Source organism: Pseudomonas sp. zfem003, from assembly GCF_032621675.1.
Classification (GTDB): domain Bacteria; phylum Pseudomonadota; class Gammaproteobacteria; order Pseudomonadales; family Pseudomonadaceae; genus Metapseudomonas; species Metapseudomonas otitidis.
Window position 1 is genome coordinate 429,800 of the sequence record NZ_JAVYJG010000007.1, and the last position, 19,991, is coordinate 449,790.

The 19,991-nt window shown below is 68.9% G+C and carries 20 protein-coding genes; 13 read left to right on the top strand and 7 right to left on the bottom strand.

Features of this window, described 5'->3' with window-relative positions:
* Positions 1 to 35 precede the first annotated feature (35 nt).
* The 8 genes from RTK35_RS19005 to RTK35_RS19040 all read left to right on the top strand — a co-directional run bounded on the left by RTK35_RS19005 (position 36) and on the right by RTK35_RS19040 (position 7,670).
* Positions 36 to 662 carry a LysE family translocator gene (locus tag RTK35_RS19005; RefSeq protein WP_316908716.1) on the top strand — a complete coding sequence of 209 codons (627 nt, stop codon included), beginning with the start codon at positions 36 to 38 and terminating at the stop codon, positions 660 to 662.
* 57 nt (positions 663 to 719) lie between these two features.
* Complete coding sequence (locus RTK35_RS19010) at positions 720 to 1,526, top strand: AraC family transcriptional regulator (protein WP_316908717.1); 807 nt, start codon at positions 720 to 722, stop codon at positions 1,524 to 1,526.
* A gap of 108 nt (positions 1,527 to 1,634) precedes the next feature.
* Positions 1,635 to 2,444 carry an alpha/beta fold hydrolase gene (locus RTK35_RS19015; RefSeq protein ID WP_044400362.1) on the top strand — a complete coding sequence of 270 codons (810 nt, stop codon included), beginning with the start codon at positions 1,635 to 1,637 and terminating at the stop codon, positions 2,442 to 2,444.
* Positions 2,441 to 3,304, top strand: coding sequence for an alpha/beta hydrolase (locus RTK35_RS19020; RefSeq protein WP_316908718.1), 864 nt, complete (start codon positions 2,441 to 2,443; stop codon positions 3,302 to 3,304). Before RTK35_RS19015 ends, RTK35_RS19020 begins: the two co-directional genes overlap by 4 nt.
* A 51-nt stretch (positions 3,305 to 3,355) precedes the next feature.
* Entirely contained in the window at positions 3,356 to 4,018 is a 663-nt protein-coding gene (locus RTK35_RS19025; protein WP_142008176.1) for a glutathione S-transferase family protein, read from the top strand.
* An 8-nt stretch (positions 4,019 to 4,026) separates the two neighbouring features.
* On the top strand, positions 4,027 to 4,833 hold the full coding sequence (locus RTK35_RS19030; RefSeq protein WP_316908719.1) for a DUF4892 domain-containing protein: 807 nt from the start codon (positions 4,027 to 4,029) through the stop codon (positions 4,831 to 4,833).
* Positions 4,834 to 4,906: 73 nt separating this feature from the next.
* Entirely contained in the window at positions 4,907 to 5,968 is a 1,062-nt protein-coding gene (locus RTK35_RS19035; RefSeq protein ID WP_142008179.1) for an AI-2E family transporter, read from the top strand.
* A gap of 148 nt (positions 5,969 to 6,116) precedes the next feature.
* Positions 6,117 to 7,670 (top strand): YdgA family protein, encoded by a 1,554-nt coding sequence (locus RTK35_RS19040; RefSeq protein WP_316908720.1) that lies wholly within the window; start codon positions 6,117 to 6,119, stop codon positions 7,668 to 7,670.
* Between the two features lie 60 nt (positions 7,671 to 7,730).
* On the opposite strand, the gene xopAW is transcribed toward RTK35_RS19040, so the two are convergent.
* The 3 genes from xopAW to RTK35_RS19055 all read right to left on the bottom strand — a co-directional run bounded on the left by xopAW (position 7,731) and on the right by RTK35_RS19055 (position 10,459).
* Positions 7,731 to 8,555 (bottom strand): XopAW family type III secretion system calcium-binding effector, encoded by an 825-nt coding sequence (gene xopAW, locus RTK35_RS19045; protein ID WP_316908721.1) that lies wholly within the window; start codon positions 8,553 to 8,555, stop codon positions 7,731 to 7,733.
* A 123-nt stretch (positions 8,556 to 8,678) separates the two neighbouring features.
* Positions 8,679 to 9,713 (bottom strand): ATP-binding protein, encoded by a 1,035-nt coding sequence (locus RTK35_RS19050; RefSeq protein WP_316908775.1) that lies wholly within the window; start codon positions 9,711 to 9,713, stop codon positions 8,679 to 8,681.
* The gene (locus RTK35_RS19055) at positions 9,710 to 10,459 is read right to left on the bottom strand and encodes a response regulator (protein ID WP_044400382.1); all 750 of its coding nucleotides are present in this window, start codon (positions 10,457 to 10,459) and stop codon (positions 9,710 to 9,712) included. The genes RTK35_RS19050 and RTK35_RS19055 overlap by 4 nt, the downstream gene beginning before the upstream one ends.
* A gap of 288 nt (positions 10,460 to 10,747) precedes the next feature.
* Between RTK35_RS19055 and RTK35_RS19060 the strand changes: the two genes are divergently transcribed.
* Together RTK35_RS19060 and pyrF are read left to right on the top strand one after the other, a co-directional pair.
* Positions 10,748 to 11,485, top strand: a complete 738-nt coding sequence (locus tag RTK35_RS19060) for a ZIP family metal transporter (protein WP_074967720.1) — start codon at positions 10,748 to 10,750, stop codon at positions 11,483 to 11,485.
* 81 nt (positions 11,486 to 11,566) lie between these two features.
* Positions 11,567 to 12,265 carry an orotidine-5'-phosphate decarboxylase gene (gene pyrF / locus RTK35_RS19065; RefSeq protein ID WP_074967722.1) on the top strand — a complete coding sequence of 233 codons (699 nt, stop codon included), beginning with the start codon at positions 11,567 to 11,569 and terminating at the stop codon, positions 12,263 to 12,265.
* A gap of 69 nt (positions 12,266 to 12,334) precedes the next feature.
* On the opposite strand, the gene RTK35_RS19070 is transcribed toward pyrF, so the two are convergent.
* A complete protein-coding gene (locus RTK35_RS19070) occupies positions 12,335 to 13,696 on the bottom strand; it encodes a class II 3-deoxy-7-phosphoheptulonate synthase (protein ID WP_044400391.1) in 1,362 nt (453 codons plus the stop codon).
* A gap of 65 nt (positions 13,697 to 13,761) precedes the next feature.
* Positions 13,762 to 15,090, bottom strand: coding sequence for a flavin-containing monooxygenase (locus tag RTK35_RS19075; RefSeq protein ID WP_316908722.1), 1,329 nt, complete (start codon positions 15,088 to 15,090; stop codon positions 13,762 to 13,764).
* A 157-nt stretch (positions 15,091 to 15,247) separates the two neighbouring features.
* Here RTK35_RS19075 and RTK35_RS19080 point away from each other — a divergent pair, with 157 nt between their 5' ends.
* Positions 15,248 to 15,994 (top strand): spermidine synthase, encoded by a 747-nt coding sequence (locus tag RTK35_RS19080; protein ID WP_316908723.1) that lies wholly within the window; start codon positions 15,248 to 15,250, stop codon positions 15,992 to 15,994.
* A 124-nt stretch (positions 15,995 to 16,118) separates the two neighbouring features.
* Positions 16,119 to 16,616, top strand: a complete 498-nt coding sequence (gene tpx / locus RTK35_RS19085) for a thiol peroxidase (RefSeq protein WP_044400399.1) — start codon at positions 16,119 to 16,121, stop codon at positions 16,614 to 16,616.
* A gap of 96 nt (positions 16,617 to 16,712) precedes the next feature.
* Here the strand turns inward: tpx and RTK35_RS19090 are convergent, their stop codons facing one another.
* Positions 16,713 to 17,603 (bottom strand): SDR family NAD(P)-dependent oxidoreductase, encoded by an 891-nt coding sequence (locus RTK35_RS19090; protein ID WP_316908724.1) that lies wholly within the window; start codon positions 17,601 to 17,603, stop codon positions 16,713 to 16,715.
* A complete protein-coding gene (locus RTK35_RS19095) occupies positions 17,600 to 19,159 on the bottom strand; it encodes an NAD(P)/FAD-dependent oxidoreductase (RefSeq protein WP_316908725.1) in 1,560 nt (519 codons plus the stop codon). Before RTK35_RS19095 ends, RTK35_RS19090 begins: the two co-directional genes overlap by 4 nt.
* Positions 19,160 to 19,271: 112 nt before the next feature.
* On the opposite strand from RTK35_RS19095, the gene RTK35_RS19100 reads away from it, so the two are divergent.
* Complete coding sequence (locus RTK35_RS19100) at positions 19,272 to 19,985, top strand: TetR family transcriptional regulator (RefSeq protein WP_139233557.1); 714 nt, start codon at positions 19,272 to 19,274, stop codon at positions 19,983 to 19,985.
* Positions 19,986 to 19,991 lie beyond the last annotated feature (6 nt).

Sequence of the window (19,991 nt, forward strand, 5' to 3'; positions counted from 1 at the left end):
AGCCGCCCTCCGACTCCCGCCCAGGCCACGGAACCATGATCGACCTGCCCCTGCTGCTCGCCTTCGTCGCGGCCGCCACCCTGCTGACCCTCACCCCCGGCGTGGACACCGCCATCGTGTTGCGTGCCGCCACTGCCCAGGGCCGGCGTCCAGCGGTGATGGCGTCCCTGGGAATCGGCCTGGGTTGCCTGCTCTGGGGCGCGGCGGTGTCCCTGGGGCTGGGGGCGCTGCTGCAGGCCTCGGAGCTGGCCTACACAGCGGTCAAGCTGGCCGGGGCGGCCTACCTGCTGTGGCTGGGAGCCGGGCTGCTGCTGCGCCCGCGCCAGGCCCTGGACGAGGACACGGATGCAGGCTCGGGTGGCCAAGGGGCGGCGTTCTGGCGGGGCTTCCTGACCAACCTGCTCAACCCCAAGGTCGGGGTGTTCTACGTCACCTTCCTGCCGCAGTTCGTGCCCGCCGGCGCCAGCGTGACGGGCTATTCCTTCTTCCTCGCCGGGCTGCACGTGGTGCTGACGCTGATCTGGTTCGCCGTGCTCATCGCCGCCACGGTGCCGCTGGGGCGTTTCCTGCGTCGGGCGGCGGTAATCCGCGCGCTGGACCGGCTCACCGGGGGCGTGCTGATCGCTTTCGGTGTGCGCCTGGCCGGCTCGTCGGCGCATTGAGCGCGGCTGCAATTTCGTCCAAGCCAGGACAGGGGGCGGCGCGCTAGAGTGGCGCGCATGGAACGCACCAGCCATATCGTCGGCGGCCTGCCCGGCATCCGCCTGATCGACGCCGAATACCACCGCTTCGCCTTTCCCCGGCATTTCCACCTGGAGTACCACGTGGGCCTGCTGCTGGAGGGGCGGCAGCGCTTCGTCTACCAGGGCGAGCGCCAGCTGGCGGGGCAGGGCGATGTGCTGCTGATGGCGCCGGAGCAGATCCACGACGGCGCCAGCCTGGACGCGGAGGGCTACCGCATTCGCGTGCTGGCCTTCGAGCCGCACTGGCTGGAGCAGGCCAGCCGCGCCTTGAGCGACGACCGCCGTGGCACTCCCCGGCTGCTCGGCGCGACCCTGCGCCATCCGGCGTTGCAGGCGCACCTGCTGGCCGCCCATGACAGCCTGCTCGGGGATTCGCGGCTGGCCCAGGAGCAAGCCCTGTGGCAGGCCATGGCCTGCCTGCTGCAACTGGGCTCTAGCCTGCGCGTGGAGGACCCGGCCGGTGGCTTCGATGGGGCCACCTGGCAGCGCCTGCGGGAGTGGCTGGAGTCCCGGCTGGATGCGCCGCCCTCCCTGGAGGAACTGGCGGCCTTCTGCGGGCTGAGCCCCTGGCAGGTGCTGCGGCGCTTCCAGCGTCATTGCGGGTTGCCGCCGCTGCAGTGGCTGACCCAGTTGCGCCTGGCCCGCGCCCTGCCGCTGGTGCTGGCGGGGGAGCCGCTGTCGGACGTGGCGCTGCGCCTTGGCTTCTATGACCAGGCGCATTTCTCCCGCCTGTTCCGCCGCACCTACGGCGCACCGCCGGCCCGCCTGCGCGGGCGTGGCTGAAACCACCTTGCCCCTGGCCATAGCGCCGTCATCACCGTGCGTGAGAGTCATTGCCGGGTGGGGTGGCCTGCCGGAAAATCCCCGGCAGTTCCGCCACGAGCCGCCGCCATGACCCAGACCCTTTTCTTCGCCCATGCCAACGGCTTTCCGTCCGCCACCTACGCCAAGCTGTTCGATGCGCTGGCGCCGGACTACCGCGTGCTGCACCTGGAGCAGCACGGGCACGATCCGCGCTTCCCGGTGAACGACAACTGGGAAAACCTGGTGGACGAACTCATCCACCACCTGGAGGCCCAGGCCGAGCCGGTCTGGGGCGTCGGCCATTCCCTCGGCGGGGTGCTGCACTACCACGCGGCCCTGCGCCGGCCGGAGCTGTACCGCGGGGTGGCGATGCTCGATTCGCCGGTGCTGACCCTGGCCGACAAGATGGTCATCCGCGCCGCCAAGCGCTTCGGCTTCATCGACCGCATCACCCCCGCCGGGCGCACCCTCGGGCGTCGCGAGGAATTCGCCGACCCGGAGGAGGCGCGCCGCTACTTCGCCGGCAAGACGCTGTTCCGCCACTTCGACCCGGACTGCCTGGACGCCTACGTGCGCCACGGCTTCACCGAGACCGCCGGCGGGCTGCGGCTGAAGTTCGACCCGGAGACCGAGATCCGCATCTACCGCAGCGTGCCCCACAGCAGCCCCGGTCGGCCGCAGCAATTGCAGGTGCCGCTGGCCGTGGTGCGCGGGCGCCACAGCCGGGTGGTGATGCCGCACCACGCGCGCCTGGTGCGCCGGGTGCCGAAGGGCGAGTACCTGTCGCTGCCGGGCGGCCACATGTTCCCGCTGGAGCGTCCGCACGACACGGCGACGCTGCTCCGTACCCTGTTCAAGCGCTGGGACGGCCAGGCCGCCCGCCAGGAGTCCGCATGAGCGCGCACGTCGAAGAAATCCGCCTGAGCCTGCCCCATGTGGAACTGGCCGCGCACCTGTTCGGCCCCGAGGATGGCCAGCCGGTGCTGGCCCTGCACGGCTGGCTGGACAACGCCATGACCTATGCGCGCCTGGCACCGAAGCTCAAGGGCCTGCGCATCGTCGCCCTGGACCTGGCCGGACACGGGCATTCCGGGCATTACTCGGCCGGCTCCAGCTACCAGATGTGGGAGTACGCCGAGGACGTGCTGCATGTGGCCGAGCAACTGGGCTGGGCGCGTTTCTCGCTGATGGGCCACTCCCTCGGGGCCATCGTGTCCATGCTGGTGGCGGCATCGCTGCCGGAGCGGGTGGAGCGCCTGGCGCTGATCGATGGCCTGATCCCCTACACCGGCGAAGCCGATGGCGCGCCGGCCCGCCTGGGCGAGGCGTTGCGGGCGCGGCTGGCCCTGAAGGGCAAGCGCAAGCCGGTCTACGCCGACATCGACCGTGCCGTGCAGGCCCGCATGAAGGGCGTGGTGGCGGTGAGCCGCGAAGCTGCCGAGCTGCTGGCCGAACGCGGCCTGATGCCGGTGCCGGGCGGCTACACCTGGCGCACCGACATGCGCCTGACCCTGCCATCGCCCATGCGCCTGACCTTCGCCCATGCCCAGCAGTTCCTCCGCGCCGTGCAGTGCCCCACCTGCCTGGTGCTGGCCGAGGGCGGGCAGATGGCTGCCGAGCCGCGCATCGCGCAGTTGCTGCAAGGGCTACCCTTCGAGGTGCACCATCGGCCGGGCGGCCATCACCTGCACCTCAACGACGAGGCCGGTGCCCAGGCCGTAGCAGACTGTTTCAATCCCTTCTTCGCCGCGCCTTGACTTGAATGGGGCAAGCGGGAAGGCTGGGCCCCATTTTCAAGGAGAGACCGGATGATCGACCTCTACACTGCTGCCACCCCCAACGGCCACAAGGTCTCCATCGCCCTGGAGGAGCTGGGGCTGCCGTACCGGGTGACTGCGCTGTCCTTCGAGCGCAAGGAGCAGAAGGCGCCGGACTTCCTGGCGATCAACCCCAACGGCCGCATCCCGGCCATCGTCGACCGCGATAACGGTGACTTCCCGGTCTTCGAGTCCGGCGCCATCCTCGTCTACCTGGCGGAGAAGACCGGCCAGCTGATGCCTGCCGACCCCAAGGGCCGTTCCCTGGTGATGCAGTGGCTGATGTTCCAGATGGGCGGCGTCGGCCCCATGCAGGGGCAGGCCAACGCATTCTTCCGCTACTTCCCCGAAGTCATCCAGCCGGCCATCGACCGCTACCAGCACGAGACCCGCCGCCTCTACGAGGTGCTCGACTCGCGCCTGGCGCTGGTGGAGTACCTGGCCGGCGACTACAGCATCGCCGACATCGCCACCTTCCCCTGGGTGCGCCTGCACGATTGGGCCGGCGTGTCGGTGGAGGGGCTCGCGCACCTGCAGCGCTGGCTGGCCGCCATCGAGGCGCGCCCGGCCGTGCAGCGTGGCCTGGCGGTGCCGCCGCGCCAGGCCTCGGCTGAGAACGTGGTGAAATCCGCCCAGTCGATGCTGATGCGCTGAGGTCGCCCATGCGTTTTCTTCCCTTGTGCCTGGGCCTGGCCCTGGCGGCCCCGCTGCAGGCCGCCGACCTGCCCGAGAGCCATGACCTCACGGCGCTGCCGCGCTTCCCCCATGCCGAGATCGTCGACTTCAAGGAAGCGCCCGATCAGGAGCGCTTCTACCCCCAGGGGCCGATCCGCCGCATCAGCAACCAACTGCGCATGGAACAGCGGGTGGATGCCCAGGGCCGGCAGACCTCGGTGACCTATCAGTTGCCCAGCGGGCACAGCTCGGCCGAGGCCTTCGACCGCGCCCGCGTCGACCTGATGGAGAAAGGCGCCATCCCGCTCTACTGGTGCCAGGGCCGCGACTGCGGTTCCAGCAGCCTGTGGGCCAACACCGTGTTCGGCAACGCCCGGCTCTACGGGCCGGACGACCAGCAGGCCTACCTGCTGGTGCGCCTTGTCGAGCCCAGCCAGGACAGCCTGCTGGCCGTGTACGCCATCACCCGTGGCAATCGCCGCGCCTACCTGCATGCCGAGCAACTGGATGCCGCCGCCCCCCTGGGCGAGCTGCTGCCCACGCCGGCGACCCTACTGCGCGAGCTGAAGAGCAGCGGCGAGCTGCACCTGCCGACGCTGCCGGCCGTGCCCAGCGAGGCCTGGGCCACGTTGCTGGCCCGTGGATTGAACCTGGACAGCACCCTGCGGGCCAGTCTCGGCGGGGCCGGTGCCGAAGCCTGGCGCGAGGCGCTGGTGGGGCAGGGCGTGCGTGCGGCTCGCCTGGAGCTGGGCACGTCCCGCGAGGCCGGCCTGCACCTGGAGTGGCTGCGCTGAGCTTCACCGTCCATGCTTTTCTTCGTTCGTGGCGCCGGCTCGGCGCCACGCGCGCGTCAATCGGAGTGACTTCATGTTGAACAACGACCGCCTGCTGGTGCAGATCCTCCTGCTCACCTTGCTGGCTGCGTGCATCTGGGTGCTGGCGCCGTTCTGGTCGGCGCTGTTCTGGGCCGCCGTGCTGGCCTTCGCCAGCTGGCCGCTGATGCGCCTGCTGACCCGTCTGCTGAACGGCCGCACCGCCACGGCCGCCGCCATCCTAAGTGCCGGCTGGATGGTGCTGGTGGCGGTGCCGCTGGTGTGGCTGGGCTTCAACCTCGCGGACCACGTGCGCGATGCCACCGAGTTCGTCAAGAACGTACAGGTCGAGGGCCTGCCCCAGCCGCCGGAGTGGCTGGGGCAACTGCCCATGGTGGGTGACCGCCTGGTGGCCCTGTGGGCGCGGGTGGACGAGCAGGGCGCGGCCTTCTTCAGCAGCCTCAAGCCCTACATGGGAGAGGCCGGGAACTGGCTGCTGGCGCGCAGCGCGCAGATCGGCCGCGGCATGCTGGAACTGGCCCTGAGCCTGGTGCTGGTGTTCTTCTTCTACCGCGACGGCCCGCGCATGGCGCTGTTCGCCGAGCAGGCTCTGGGGCGCCTGATCGGTGATCGCGGGCCGCACTACCTGGAGCTGGTGGCGGGCACGGTACAGCGCGTGGTCAACGGCGTGATCGGCACGGCCGCCGCCCAGGGCCTGCTGGCGCTGATCGGCTTCTGGATCGCCGGAGTGCCCGGGGCCATCGTGCTGGGCCTGGTGACCTTCGCCCTCAGCCTCATTCCCATGGGACCGCCGCTGGTCTGGGTGCCGGCCGCCGCCTGGCTGTTCTGGCACGGCGAGTACGGTTATGGCGTGTTCCTGGCGATCTGGGGCTTCTTCGTCATCAGCGGCGTGGACAACGTGCTCAAGCCCTACCTGATCAGCCGGGGCGGCAATCTGCCGCTGGTGGTGGTGCTGCTGGGGGTGTTCGGCGGCATCCTGGCCTTCGGCTTCATGGGCCTGTTCCTCGGTCCGACCCTGCTGGCTGTGGCTTACAGCCTCATCTCCGACTGGATCGGCGCGCCCCAGACCCACACGGAGCAGGACCCCGAGAGCTGAGCACCACCTCACAGAAACGCGGGGGAACTGCCAGAAAAGCGGCGCGAGGTGATAGCCTTGTGCCGCTTTTTTCCGCCCCGCCGGTCCATGGCACCGCTTGCGGATGCAGGGAAGCAGCCCCACCACAAGGATCATCCGCGAGTCGACCATGAAGAAATCCGCAGGAATCGTTATTGGCGCGGCCGTTGCCGTCGCCGTCGTCAGCACCGCAGGCGCCTGGTACACCGGCAAGCAACTGCCCGGCGTGCTGGACACCTCCATCAAGGAAGCCAATGCCCAGCTGCAGCAGGCCGCGCCGTCCCTGGGCGTGAGCGCCCGTGCCGAGCTGGTCTCCCTGGAGCAGGGCCTGTTCAGCAGCACCGCCCATTACCGCCTGGTCATCGGCGAGTCCGAGTTGCTGTTCGTCGACCACATCGACCACGGCCCCTTCCCGCTGAACCGCCTCAAGCGCTTCGAACTGGCGCCGGTGATGGCCGCCAGCACCTATGAGCTGGCCCCGAGCCCGCTGGTGCAGGGCTGGTTCGACGCCGCCAAGGGCGCCTCGCCGCTGGTCGGCACGGCCGCCATCGGCTACGACCGTGCCGTTTCCGGCAGCCTCGAACTCAAGCCGCTGGAAACCCAGCTCGACGAGAAGAGCCACCTGGCCTTCTCCGGCCTTCGTCTGGACCTGCGCAGCAGCGCCGGTGGCGAGCGTGTGGCCGCCGTGGGCAGCATGGACAGCCTGCGCTTCGACTCCACCTCCGAAACCGGCCAGCCGGTACAGGTGGAAATGAAGGGCCTGAGCCTGGACAGCGACCAGTCCCGCACCGAGTCCGGCCTGTACGTCGGCAAGGGCGATCTGGTGCTGAAGACCACCCGCATCCTCATCGACGGCGAACCGACGGTGACCCTGGATGACCTGTCCCAACGCCAGGACACCCGCGCCAACGGCAGCAACATCGAAGGCAGCCTGACCTTCGCCGCCGGCGTTCGCTACAAGGACAAGCCGGTGGGCAACACCGAGATGGTGTGGAGCGTGAAGAACATCGACGCCGCCGCGCTCAAGTCCCTGTCCGAGCTGTACGCCAGCGTGGTGGAAAAGGCCGGTGCCGGCGCCGAGCCCAACCTGGATGCCCTCGACGAAGCCCAGCAGAAGCAGGCCCAGGCCGACCTGGTGCGCATACTCGACGCCAAACCGGCCATCGCCCTGGACAAGTTCAGCTTCAAGACCGCCAACGGCGAGAGCCGCCTGAGCCTGGGCGTGCAACTGGCCAAGCCCAGCTCCTTCGAGCAGGCGCCTGACCAGGTGGCCCGCGAGATCGTCACGGGCCTGGACATGGAACTGAGCCTGTCCAAACCGATGATCAGCGACATCGTCAGCCTGAAAGCCGCCCTGGACGGCGAGGAAGACCAGGAGCTGATCGCCCAGCAGGCCTCCATGACCACCGAGATGGCCAGCGGCATGCTGCTGTCCACCAACCTGGTGGCGCTGGAAGGCGAGACCATCCGCTCCCGCCTGCACTACGCCGACGGCCAGGTGGACTTCAATGGCAAGAAGATGACCGTGGAAGAGTTCGCCGGCATGGCCATGGCCATGGCAGGCGGCCTGGGTGGTGCCCTGGGTGCCCAGCCCGAGATGGGCGGCATGGAGGGCATGGAAGGTATGGAGGGTATGGAAGGCATGGGCGAAGGCGAGGCCGAAGAGGCCGCTCCGCAGGAGTAACCCACGCTGCAGTGCCAGAAGGCCGGCTCCCGAAAGGGGCCGGCCTTTTTTGTCGCCGGCTCAGGCCGCCGTGGACAGCTGGCTGCCCACGCGGGTGGTGTAGGCGGTGGTGCTGCTCTCGTACTGCTTGAGCAGGGAGGCCACCAGCTTGGCGTAGACATCCTGGTCGCTGCTGCTGGTGCTAGTGCCACCGCTGCTGCTGTTGGACTGGCCGAACAGGGTGTTCAGTTCGTCCTGACTGACGCTGCCATTGCCGTCGGCATCCAGTTGGCCGAACAGTTCCTCGCTGTCGCCGCCCGCACCGCGCGGACCACCCATGCTGCCTGGCGGGGGCGGCGGTGGGGCAAGGGCGGCGCTTTCCTCGACGCTCAGGCTGCCGTCGCCGTCGCTGTCCAGGGCGGCGAACAGTTCGCTGCTGTCTACATCGCTGTTCTCGCCCAGGGCGCTGGTCAACTCGTCCTGGCTGATGCTGCCGTTGCCGTCGGTATCCAGCTCGCCGAACAGGTCTTCCGGCTTGCCGCCACCGGCGCCCATCGGGCCTCCACCACCGCCCGGCGGGGGAGGTGGCGGGGCGAGGGCGGCGGTCTCGTCCTGGCTGATGGAGCCGTCGCCGTTGGCATCCAGCTGGCTGAACAGGTCATCGATGTCGATGGTGAGGCTGCTGTCGCTTTCCTTGGCACTGTCCAGCGCCGTGCTCAGCTCGTCCTTGGCGACGCTGCCGTCGCCGTTGCTGTCCAGCAGGCTGAAGAGCTTTTCCTGCACCTTGTTGCCCTGGCTCGGGGCGCAACTGCCGGCGTTGCCGCTGGCGGTGCTCCGCGCGCTGAGCGTCGAGCCATAGCTGCCGTAGCTGCTGTAGCCCGAGTAACCACTGACGCCACTGATCATGGGATCACTCCTGTGAGAGGGATGGCACGACCGGAAGAGGGTCCTCCGGTTCTCCCAGGCTCAGGGGTGGGCGTGTCGGCGGTGTGTGCGCTTTGTATCGGCGTTGCGACAGCGCGGCTGGGCTCAGTGACGGGGGATGCGCAGGGTGGCCAGCAGGCCGCCGCCGGGGTTTTCCCCCAGGGTCAGCTCGCCGCCCTGGCGACGCGCGGCTTCGCGGGCGATGGTCAGCCCCAGGCCGACGCCCCCGGAGCTGCGGTTGCGCGAGCCTTCCAGGCGGAAGAAGGGTTCGAACACTGCCTCGCGCTGCTCGGGGGCGATGCCGGGGCCGTGGTCGCTGACCCTCACACGGACTTCGGCCGGGTTGTCCTCCAGGCGGATGACCGCGTTGCCGGCGTAGCGCAGGGCGTTCTCCACCAGGTTGCTGAGGCACGAGCGCAGGGCCATGGGCTGGGCGCGCAGGGGCGAGCAGCGGCCTTCGACGCGCACGTCGGCGCCCCGGTCCTGGGCATCCTCGGCCATGGATTCCACCAGAGCCTGGAGGTCGAACATCTGCAGCGATTCGTCGGCACGTTGCTGGTGCAGGTAGCTGAGGGTGGCGTCGAGCATGGCGATCATCTCGCCCAGATCCTGCTCGATGCGCCCGCGCAGGTTGGCGTCCTCCACCTGTTCGACCCGCAACTTGACCCGTGCAATGGGCGTGCGCAGGTCGTGGGACACCGCGGCGAGCATGCGGCTGCGTTGGGCCACCTGTTCGCGGATGCGCGCCTGCATGCGGTTGAAGGCGTGGGCGGCCTGGCGGGTTTCCCAGGGGCCGCTTTCGGAGAGCGCGGGGCTTTCCAAGTCTTCGCTGAGGCGGTCGGCGGCGTTGGCCAGGCGGCGGATGGGGCGTGACAGCAGGCGTGCGCCGTACCAGGCGGCGCCGATCAGGCAGACGAACTGGAAGGTCAGCGGCACCCAGGGGCCGCCGAACATCGGTGGGCGTGGCGGCGGGCCCTGGGTGTGAGTGGCGCCGGGTGGCGGCGGAGGAGGCGGGCCGTCGCGACCGGGGGGCTTGCCGTACTGGCTGAACCAGAGGAAGGCCAGCAGGTGGGCGAGCACGATGGCCGCCAGGAACAGGCCGAACAGCCGGGCGAACAGCGTGTCGGCCTTGCGCATCAGCCGATCTCCCGGGCGTCGAACAGGTAGCCTTCGCCGCGCACGGTCTTGATCAGGCGCGGGGACTTGGGGTCATCCCCGAGCTTCTGCCGCAGGCGCGAGACCAGCAGGTCGATGCTGCGGTCGAAGGCCTCGATGGAACGACCCCGGGCGGCATCCAGCAGTTGTTCGCGACTGAGCACCCGGCGCGGGCGTTCGAGGAACACCCAGAGCAGGCGGAATTCGGCGTTGGACAGTGGCACCACCAGCCCCTCGGGGGAGTGCAGCTGGCGCAGCACGCCGTTGAGGCGCCAGGCGTCGAAGCGGATGCTGGCGCGCTGGTCGGCGCGCAGGCCTTCGCGGTCGTCGCGCACGCGGCGCAGGACGGTCTGGATGCGCGCCACCAGTTCGCGGGGCTCGAACGGCTTGGCCATGTAGTCATCGGCGCCCAGTTCCAGGCCGATGATGCGGTCGGTGGGTTCGCAGCGGGCGGTGAGCATGAGGATCGGGATATCCGACTCGCTGCGCAGCCAGCGGCACAGGGAGAGGCCGTCTTCACCGGGCAGCATCAGGTCCAGCACCACCACGTCGAACGGTTCGGCGGCCAGCGTCTCGCGCATGGCCTGGCCGTCGGCCACGCCCACCGCTTCGATGTTGAAGCGGGCCAGGTAGTCGCAGAGCAGGTCGCGGATCGGCACGTCGTCGTCCACCAGCAGGGCGCGGGTGCTCCAGCGGCGAGTCTCGGCAGGGGTGTTGGGCGGGTTGTGCATGGAAGGGCTGCCATCTGGCGGGGCGCCGGGCCCCGGTTGCTACGGGAGGGGCGTCGGCCCGGGGCTGGGTCGGCTGGCGCTCATGCTACTCCGCCGGGCGCGGGCCGGCCAACGCGGCGTGAGGCTCGCGCAGTGGCGTGTCCTGGGCGTGTCGGCTTTGTATCGGGCTTGATACGAAAGGCGCCGCTCGCGAGGCCGAATCAATTCCGCCGTGGGCTGCTTTCCTGCGACGGATGGGGTAGTTATGGGCGCCTCACGCGTTACCGCACTCCGATAGAAGGATGATCCATGGAGCTTTCAACCACCCTGCTCGCCGGCTTCTGGGGCTGGCTCGCCGCCAGCAGCCTGTTGCTGGGCGCCGCCATCGGCTACTGGGTGACCCTGCCGCCGAAGGTGACGGCATCGATCATGGCCTATGGCAGCGGGGTGCTCATCGCCGCCCTGTGCTTCGGGCAGATTCCCGAGGCCGAACGCCTGGGCGGGCTGGGTGCGACCCTGGGCGGGATGGTGGCGGGGGGCGTGCTGTTCGTCCTGGCGAGCCAGTGGCTGGACCGCTGGGAGGCGCATCATCGTGCCCGCAGCGGCGGTGCCAGTTCCATGGCGGCGCTGTTGATCGCGGTGGGGGCCTTCCTCGACGGCATTCCCGAATCCCTCGGCCTCGGGCTTGGCCTGCTGGATGGCGGGCAGGTCAGCCTGCTGATGCTGGTGGCGATCTTCCTCTCCAACCTGCCGGAGGGCCTGGCCAGTGCCGCCGGCCTGCGCGAGGAGCAGCGCGGCGCGGGGTTCGTGTTCGGCCTGTGGGGCAGCATCGTGCTGCTGTCGGGCCTGGCGGCCATGGCTGGGCCAGGGCTGATGAGTGACCTGCCGCCGGTCTGGCTCGGCTTCGCCCTGGCGTTCTCCGCTGGTGCGGTGCTCTGCATGCTGGTGGATACGCTGATTCCCGAAGCCTTCGAGAGCACCCATGCCTGGACCGGGCTGATCACCCTGGCTGGTTTCATGACTGCCTTCGCCCTCGACCACCTCTAGCGGGCTGCGATCACCGGGGCAGCGGCGCGCGTGGGCTTCCGCTACAATGCGCGCCGTTTTGACTTGCCAGAGAGCCCGCCCATGTCCGCCTGCCAGACGCCCATCATCGTCGCCCTCGATTTCCCCACCCGCGAAGCCGCGTTGAAGCTGGCCGACCAGCTCGACCCGACGCTGTGCCGGGTGAAGGTGGGCAAGGAGCTGTTCACCAGCTGCGCTTCGGACATCGTCGCCACCCTGCGCGAGCGCGGCTTCGAGGTGTTCCTCGACCTCAAGTTCCACGACATCCCCAACACCACCGCCATGGCCGTCAAGGCCGCTGCCGAGATGGGCGTGTGGATGGTCAACGTGCACTGCTCCGGCGGCCTGCGCATGATGGCGGCCTGCCGCGAGACCCTGGACAAGTTCAATGGGCCCAAGCCGCTGCTGATCGGCGTCACCGTGCTGACCAGCATGGAGCGCGAGGACCTGGCCGGCATCGGCCTGGACATCGAGCCCCAGGAGCAGGTGCTGCGCCTGGCGGCCCTGGCGCAGAAGGCCGGCATGGACGGCCTGGTCTGCTCGGCCCAGGAGGCACCGGCCCTCAAGGCGGCGCACCCGTCGCTGCAACTGGTCACCCCCGGCATCCGCCCGGCGGGCAGTGCCCAGGACGACCAGCGTCGCATCCTCACTCCGCGCCAGGCGCTGGACGCCGGCTCCGACTACCTGGTGATCGGCCGCCCCATCAGCCAGGCCGCCGACCCGGCCCAGGCCCTGGCCGCCGTGGTGGCCGAGCTGGCGTGAGCCGGCACGAGGCGCTGATGTGAAAAAGCCCGGCTCAGGCCGGGCTTTTTCATGGGTGACTGCCAGCCGTTACCGCCTGATCTGCTTCAGCGTCTCGGCGATGAGGAAGGCCAGTTCCAGGGACTGGTCGGCGTTCAGGCGCGGGTCGCAGTGGGTGTGGTAGCGGTCGGAGAGGCCGTCCTCGGTGATGGGGCGGGCGCCGCCGATGCACTCGGTGACGTTCTGCCCGGTCATCTCGATGTGGATGCCGCCGGCATGGCTGCCTTCGGCCTGGTGCACCTGGAAGAACTGCTTGACCTCGGAAAGGATGATGGCGAAGTCGCGGGTCTTGTAGCCGCTGGAGGCCTTGATGGTGTTGCCGTGCATCGGGTCCGAGCTCCACAGCACCTTGCGGCCTTCGGCCTGCACGGTGCGGATCAGCCGCGGCAGGTGCTCGCCGACCTTCTCGGCGCCCATGCGCACGATGAGGTTGAGGCGGCCCGGGTCGTTGTCCGGGTTGAGGATGTCGATCAGGCGGATCAGGTCTTCGCTCGGCATGCTCGGGCCGACCTTGACGCCGATGGGGTTGCCGACGCCGCGCAGGAACTCGACGTGGGCACCGTCCAGCTGGCGGGTGCGGTCGCCGATCCAGAGCATGTGGGCGGAGCAGTCGTACCAGCCGCCGGTGAGGCTGTCGCGGCGCACGAAGGCCTGCTCGTAGTTCAGCAGCAGTGCTTCGTGGGCGGTGAAGAAGCTCGCTTCGCGCAGTTGCGGGGCGCTGTCCAGGCCGCAGGCGCGCATGAAGGCAAGGGTCTCGTCGATGCGGTCGGCGAGCTGGCTGTACTTCTCCGTCAGCGCCGAGTTGGCGATGAAGTCGAGGTTCCACTGGTGCACCTGGTGCACATCGGCGAAGCCGCCCTGGGCGAAGGCACGCAGCAGGTTCAGGCTGGCGGTGGACTGGTGGTAGGCCTGCAGCAGGCGTTCCGGGTCGGGGATGCGGCTGGCTTCGTCGAAGCCGATGCCGTTGACGATGTCGCCCCGGTAGGCGGGCAGGGTGACGCCACCGATGGTCTCGTCATTGGCCGAGCGCGGCTTGGCGAACTGGCCGGCCATGCGCCCCACCTTCACCACCGGGCAGCCGGCGGCGAAGGTCATGACGATGGCCATCTGCAGCAGCACCTTGAAGGTGTCGCGGATCTTCGCGGCGGAGAACTCGGCGAAGCTCTCGGCGCAGTCGCCACCCTGCAGCAGGAAGGCGCGCCCTTCGGTGACCTCGGCGAACTGCCGGCGCAGTTCGCGGGCCTCGCCGGCGAACACCAGCGGCGGGTAGCTGGCCAGGGTCTGCTCGACCTGGGCCAGGCGGGCGGCATCGGGGTAGACGGGTTGTTGCAGGATGGGCCGGGTTCTCCAGCTGTCCGGGCTCCAGGGGGCGTGGCGCGAGGTGTCGTTCATCGAGGGCTCGAAAGGGGCGGGCGGGGCGATGGCGAATGGTAACCGAAAGCCCCGCCGGCCCGCGATCAGGCCGGTGCGTGTCGCCCTTGCGGGGCATCGGCCAGGTCGCGGCGCAGGGCGTCGATGTGCTGGCGCAGGGCGGCACGGTAGCTGTCCTTGTGTACGTAGTAGGCCATGCGCGCCAGGGGCAGGTAGGCGTAGCCGCCGTCCACGCGCTGGCCGGCCCGCTCGGCCTTGGTCCGGGCCAAGTGTTCGGCGGAGGCGGCGCCGGCCTGGCGCTGGCGGATGAACAGTGCCACCAGTTCGGCCTGTTCCGCGCGGCCCTGCCAGCCCAGGCCGGAGGCCTCGACCATGCCGAGCATGAACAGGTTGTCGTACCGGGGATGGAAGATGTTCAGGTACAGCGCCGGCGCGTCGGCGTCCTCGCCCCAGTTCAGCGCGTCGCGGCTGATGAAGGGGTAGTCCAGGCGGTAGCCGGTGGCTTGCAGGATGAGGTCGTATTCGCCCCGCTGGCCGTCGCTGAAGGTGACGCCGTGGCCTTCGACCGCCTGCACGTCGGGGCGCGCACGGATGTCGCCATGGCCGAGGTGGTGCAGCACCAGGGAGTTCACCACCGGGTGCGCCTCGTAGAGCCGGTAGTCCGGGTCGGGCAGGCCGTAGTCCGAGGGTTTGCCGATCAGCGCGCGCACCAGGGCGGCGTCGAGGCGCTGCTTGAGCGGGCGCGGCAGCTTCACTGCGCCGCCGAAGGTGTCGATGGGCCGGCCGAGCAGGAATTTGGGCAGGAAGTAGTAGCCCCGGCGTACCGAGAGGTCCACCGAGCAGGCGCGGTGCACCGCGTCCACGGCGATGTCGCAGGCGGAGTTGCCGCAGCCGATCACCAGCACGCGCTTGCCCTCGAATACCGCTGCCGAGCGGTACTGCGCCGAATGCAGCTGCTCGCCGGCGAAGTGGCCCGGCAGCGGCGGCTGGTTGGGGGTGTGCAGCGTGCCGCTGGCGATCAGCACTCCGTCCACTCGCCACTCCCGTGCCTGGCCCGCCTGGCGGGTGAAGACGCGCCAGCCTTCTCCCTGGGGCTCGATGCGTTCCACCGTGGTGCCGAACTGGTAGTGCCCATGCAGGTCGAAGTGCCGCGCGTAGTCGTGGAAGTAGCGGCGCATCTCGCGGTGGTGCGGGTAGGGCGCCACGTCGTCGGCCATGGGGAATTCGCTGAACTCGGTGGTGCGCTTCGAGGAGATCAGGTGCGCCGATTCGTAGAGCGTGCTGTGGGGGTTTTCGATGTCCCAGAGCCCGCCGACGTCCTGGTGCTGCTCGAAGCCGACGAAGGGAATGCCGTGGCGTTGCAGCTGGCGGGCCGCGCTCAGGCCGGCGGGGCCGGCGCCGATGATGGCGTACATGGGGAAAGCACCTCTTGGCTGGTATTCTTCTCGGGCTTTTTTGCCGGGCCTTGGCCTGGACGGATTATGGCGAGGTGCGTGCACTTCGCTTCAATGGCAAACGGCGCCGTTGTGGCGCGACCCTGGTGCGAATTGTCACGGGGCGTGGGGAGAGGGGATGCGCGAGGAGCGATTGCTCGCCGAGGTGCACGATGCCTTCGGCGTGATCCGGGTACTGGAAGTGGGTGACTACCGCTTCCTCGAATTCGGCGAGGCGGTGGAGCAGAGCTGTGTCTTCACCGCCGATCCCAGCTGGCTGGAGTACGACTACACCCGCGCCATGCTGGTGGGGGCGCTGTGCCACGAGGCGCCGGAGAGCGCGCTGTTCCTCGGCCTGGGCGCCGGCACCCTGACCCAGGCGTGCATGAAGTTCCTGCCGCTGGACGACGTGGAAGTGGTGGAGCTGCGCCCGGACGTGCCGCGCCTGGCCATGGAGTACCTGGGGCTGGACGACGACCCGCGCCTGACGGTGCGGATCGGCGATGCCCTGGAGCTGCTGCCGACGACCGAGACGGCCGACCTGATCTTCGTCGACCTCTACACGGACACCGGCCCGGGCGTCGGCCACCTGGCCTGGCGCTTCCTGGAGGACTGCCAGAAGCGCCTCAACCCAGGCGGCTGGCTGGTGATCAACCAGTGGGCCGGCGACGATGGCCGCCCGCTGGGGGCGGCGCTGCTGCGCGGGCTGTTCCACCGTCATTACTGGGAGTGCCCGGTGAAGGAGGGCAACGTGGTGCTGATCATCCCGGCTGACCTGGACCAGCGCCTCGACCAGGTGGCCCTCCGGGCCCGCGCCGAAGTCCTGGCGCCGCGCCTGGGCTACTCCCTGCAACCGCTGCTGGATGTGCTCCGCGAGGCCACCTGAGCCGCGCGGGAGTCTGCGCCATGGCCGTGGGTGATCGAAAGTCTGACTTGCCGGTCGGAATTCATTATCCTGCGGCCTCCAACTTGCTGTGCCGTACAACCCATCACTAAGAAGGACAATCCAAATGGCTCAAGTAACCCTCAAGGGCAACCCGGTTTCCGTCGACGGCCAACTGCCGGCCAAGGGCGCCCAGGCGCCGGCGTTCAGCCTGGTTGGCAGCAACCTGGCCGACGTGACCCTGGCCAGCCTGGCCGGCAAGCGCAAGGTGCTGAACATCTTCCCGAGCGTTGACACCCCGACCTGCGCCACCTCCGTGCGCAAGTTCAACGCCGAAGCCAGCAAGCTGGCCAATACCGTGGTGCTGTGCATTTCCGCTGACCTGCCGTTCGCCCAGAGCCGCTTCTGCGGTGCCGAAGGTCTGGAGAACGTGATCAACCTGTCCACCATGCGCGGCGCCCAGTTCCTCAAGGACTATGGCGTGGCCATCTCCAGCGGCCCCCTGGCCGGCGTCGCCGCCCGCGCCGTGGTGGTGCTGGATGAGAACGACAAGGTGCTGCACAGCGAGCTGGTCGCCGAGATCGCCGACGAGCCGAACTACGCGGCTGCCATTGCCGCCCTCTGAGCGTGCGGTGAATGAAGAAGGGAGGCCTGGGGCCTCCCTTTTTTGTGGGTGCTCGCTTGGCGTTCGGGGCATTGCTGCCCCGGCAGCCGTGGGGCATCAGTCAGCCAGGTTCTGCGCCTCCCGCTCGCGGTTGCGGGGCTTGGGGGCGAAGCGGGCGGCCAGGCGCATGGAGGTGGTGACCAGGCGCTGGTAGAGGGTCGGCAGCAGGCGCTGCATGCCGTCCAGGGCCCAGGCGTCGGCGCCGATGAGGATGCGTCGGCTGTCGCGCAGCACGCCGCGCAGGATCACCGAGGCGGCCTTGTCGGGGGTGGTGCGCAGCAGCTGGTCGTTGAACTGCTTGCGGGCCTGGTCGGCCTCCTGGCCGGTGACGCGGGCGAGGCTGGCGTTCATGCGCGCGGTCTTGGCGATGTTGGTCTTGATGCCGCCGGGGTGCACGCAGCTGGCGGAGACGCCGCAGCCTTCCATGTCCAGCTCCTGGCGCAAGGCTTCGGTGAAGCCGCGCACGGCAAACTTGGTGGCGTTGTAGGCGCTCATGCCCGGCTGGGCGAACAGGCCGAACACGCTGGAGACGTTGACCACGTGGCCTTCGCCGGTGGCCTTGATGTGCGGCAGGAAGGCCTTGGTGCCGTGCATCACGCCCCAGAAGTTGATGTTCATGATCCATTCGTACTCGGCGTAGTCGCTGCCTTCGACGGTGCCGGCGTGGGCGACGCCGGCGTTGTTGAAGATCAGGTTGACGCGGCCGTGGTCGAGCACCACCTGGTCGGCCCAGGCGTGCATGGCTTCGCGGTCGGCGACGTTGACCAGGGTGTGGGTGACCGTGACGCCGAGCTTGCGGGCCTGCTCGGCGGTTTCCGCCAGGCCTTCGACATTCACGTCGGACAGGGCCAGGTGGCAGCCCTGGTGGGCGAGGGCGTAGGCCAGGGCGCGGCCGATGCCGGAGCCGGCGCCGGTGATGGCGGCCACTTTGTTCTCGAAGGACTTCATGCGGTCACCTCTTGCGGGGCGGCGTTCTGGAAGGCCAGGGGGCCCTGGCCGGCGTGGACCGGCTGCTGCCGGCTGAAGTGGTAGGCGGCGGGGTCGAAGTTGCGGGTCAGCAGGCGGAAGCGCCAGGTGAAGCCGGGCCAGACGGTGCAGTTGCGGCCGCTGACCGGGTGGATGTACCAGCTCATGCAGCCGCCGGCGTTCCACACGGTGTTGCCGAGGCTGCCCTGGAGCTTGCCGTTGAAGCGGTCCTGGACGTCGCGCTTGACCTCCAGGCTCTGCAGGTGGCGGGTCTTGAGCAGGTCGAGGGCGCCGAGCACGTAGTGAATCTGCGATTCGATCATGTAGACCATGGAGTTGTGGCCAAGGCCGGTGTTGGGGCCCATGAGGAAGAACAGGTTGGGGAAGCCGGCGGTGAGGGTGCCTTTGTAGGCTTCCGGACCTTGCGGCCAGGTGTCGAGCAGGTCGACGCCGCCCCGGCCGAACACTACGCCGCGTGGCAGCGGGTCGCTGGGGGTGAAGCCGGTGCCGTAGATGATGGCGTCTACGGCGCGCTCCTGGCCGTCACGGGTGACGATGCTGTTGGCGCGGATCTCCTGGATGCCGTCGGTGATGACGTCGACGTTCGGCTGGTTGAGGGCCGGGTAGTAGTCGTTGGAGATGAGCACGCGCTTGCAGCCCATGGTGTAGTCGGGCGTGACCTTGGCGCGCAGGGCGGGGTCGTTGATCTTGCGCTTGATGTAGTGCTTGGCATACAGCTCGGCGAGCTTCATCACCTTGGGGGTCAGGGCGAAGCCGACCACGCGGCTTTCCAGCACGGTGTAGATGAGGCCGCGCCAGAGCTTCTGCGCCAGGGGGAAGCTGCGGAAGCGGCTGCGCTCGCGCTCGCTGATGGCGCGGTCCGGCTTGGGCATCACCCAGGGGGCGGTGCGCTGGTAGAGGTCGAGGTGGGCGACCTGTTTCTGGATCTGCGGGACGAACTGGATGGCGGAGGCGCCGGTGCCGATTACGGCGACACGCTTGCCGGTGAGGTCGTAGTCGTGGTCCCACTGCTGGGAGTGGAAGCTCTTGCCGGTGAAGTTCTCCATGCCCGGCAGGTGGGGAATGGAGGGGGTGGACAGGGCGCCCATGCCGGACACCACGAACTGTGCGGTGTAGTGGTTGCCGGCAGCGTCTTCGATCTGCCAGATCTCCTGCTCGTCACTCCAGGCCAGGCGCTTGATCTCGGTTTCCAGCAGGGTCTTGTCCTGCAGGCGGTACTTCTCCCAGCAGCGTTCCAGGTAGGCCTTGATCTCGCCCTGCTTGGCGAACATGCGCGTCCATTCCGGGTTCGGCTCGAAGGAGAAGGAGTAGAGGTGGGATTGCACGTCGCAACCGCAGCCCGGGTAGTTGTTGACCCGCCAGGTGCCGCCGACGCCGGCCTCTTTCTCGAACATGAGGAAGTCGTTCTCGCCGGTCTGCTTGAGGCGGATGGCCATGCCGAGGCCGGAGAAGCCGGAGCCGATAATGGCGATCTTGCAGTGACGGGCGGGGGGTGTGGGCGTGACGGGCGCGTTCATGGAGAGGCTCCTGTTATGATTGTTTTCGCGTATACAGCTGTATACCAATGTAGACATCTGTATACTCGCCAGCAAGCCATTCCCGGACAACCAACCTAAGGTAGGGCCAGACATGGATTCAGTGGTCGATGAGGAGCAGCTGGCTCCGGATCGCACCCCTCCCGCCCCCGGCAAGCGCCTGCTGATGGAGGCGGCGCTGCGGCTGTCGTCCCAGAGCCGCAGCCTGAGCAGCCTGGGCCTGCGCGAGCTGGCGCGCGAGGCGGGGCTCAACCCCAACACCTTCTATCGCCACTTCAAGGACGTGGATGACCTGGGGCTGGCGATCATCCGCAGCATTTCCAGCGAGCTGCGCCAACCCCTGCGCGACCTGCGCCGTGAGGCCGCGGAGCGTGCGGTGCAGGCGAGCGGGCCGGCATCGCCACAGTTGCTGGGCATCGACATGGGGCGGGGGCGGCGGGTCTGTCACGAGACGGTGGATCTGTTCTTCGATTTCGTGGCGGGGCACGCCGAGGCCTTCATCATCGGTGTGCGCGAATTGCACGGTGCCTCGCCGGTACTGCGCGAGGCGCTGCGGCAGGTGATGGACGAGTTCGCCGAGGACATGGCCGAGGACATCATCGAGTTCCGCCTGCTGCCGGCCCAGGTGAGCGAGGGGGTAGTGCGGCGGGTGTCCAGCCTGATCAGTCGCAACCTGTTCCAGATGTCCCTGGATTTCATCGGCGAGCCCGAGCGGCAGGCGGAGATTCGCCAGGAGGCGGAGGAGCAGATTCTCTACTTGTTCACCGGTGCAGCGGTGTTGCAGAGCCTGGAGGCGATGGGCCTCTGAGTGGCT

Bases quoted from the DNA above. Each gene is read 5' to 3' on its own strand.
- RTK35_RS19005 (WP_316908716.1), top strand. From the start codon at position 36: ATGATCGACCTGCCCCTGCTGCTCGCCTTCGTCGCGGCCGCCACCCTG.
- RTK35_RS19010 (WP_316908717.1), top strand. From the start codon at position 720: ATGGAACGCACCAGCCATATCGTCGGCGGCCTGCCCGGCATCCGCCTG.
- RTK35_RS19015 (WP_044400362.1), top strand. From the start codon at position 1,635: ATGACCCAGACCCTTTTCTTCGCCCATGCCAACGGCTTTCCGTCCGCC.
- RTK35_RS19020 (WP_316908718.1), top strand. From the start codon at position 2,441: ATGAGCGCGCACGTCGAAGAAATCCGCCTGAGCCTGCCCCATGTGGAA.
- RTK35_RS19025 (WP_142008176.1), top strand. From the start codon at position 3,356: ATGATCGACCTCTACACTGCTGCCACCCCCAACGGCCACAAGGTCTCC.
- RTK35_RS19030 (WP_316908719.1), top strand. From the start codon at position 4,027: ATGCGTTTTCTTCCCTTGTGCCTGGGCCTGGCCCTGGCGGCCCCGCTG.
- RTK35_RS19035 (WP_142008179.1), top strand. From the start codon at position 4,907: ATGTTGAACAACGACCGCCTGCTGGTGCAGATCCTCCTGCTCACCTTG.
- RTK35_RS19040 (WP_316908720.1), top strand. From the start codon at position 6,117: ATGAAGAAATCCGCAGGAATCGTTATTGGCGCGGCCGTTGCCGTCGCC.
- xopAW (WP_316908721.1), bottom strand. From the start codon at position 8,555: ATGATCAGTGGCGTCAGTGGTTACTCGGGCTACAGCAGCTACGGCAGC.
- RTK35_RS19055 (WP_044400382.1), bottom strand. From the start codon at position 10,459: ATGCACAACCCGCCCAACACCCCTGCCGAGACTCGCCGCTGGAGCACC.
- RTK35_RS19060 (WP_074967720.1), top strand. From the start codon at position 10,748: ATGGAGCTTTCAACCACCCTGCTCGCCGGCTTCTGGGGCTGGCTCGCC.
- pyrF (WP_074967722.1), top strand. From the start codon at position 11,567: ATGTCCGCCTGCCAGACGCCCATCATCGTCGCCCTCGATTTCCCCACC.
- RTK35_RS19070 (WP_044400391.1), bottom strand. From the start codon at position 13,696: ATGAACGACACCTCGCGCCACGCCCCCTGGAGCCCGGACAGCTGGAGA.
- RTK35_RS19075 (WP_316908722.1), bottom strand. From the start codon at position 15,090: ATGTACGCCATCATCGGCGCCGGCCCCGCCGGCCTGAGCGCGGCCCGC.
- RTK35_RS19080 (WP_316908723.1), top strand. From the start codon at position 15,248: ATGCGCGAGGAGCGATTGCTCGCCGAGGTGCACGATGCCTTCGGCGTG.
- tpx (WP_044400399.1), top strand. From the start codon at position 16,119: ATGGCTCAAGTAACCCTCAAGGGCAACCCGGTTTCCGTCGACGGCCAA.
- RTK35_RS19090 (WP_316908724.1), bottom strand. From the start codon at position 17,603: ATGAAGTCCTTCGAGAACAAAGTGGCCGCCATCACCGGCGCCGGCTCC.
- RTK35_RS19095 (WP_316908725.1), bottom strand. From the start codon at position 19,159: ATGAACGCGCCCGTCACGCCCACACCCCCCGCCCGTCACTGCAAGATC.
- RTK35_RS19100 (WP_139233557.1), top strand. From the start codon at position 19,272: ATGGATTCAGTGGTCGATGAGGAGCAGCTGGCTCCGGATCGCACCCCT.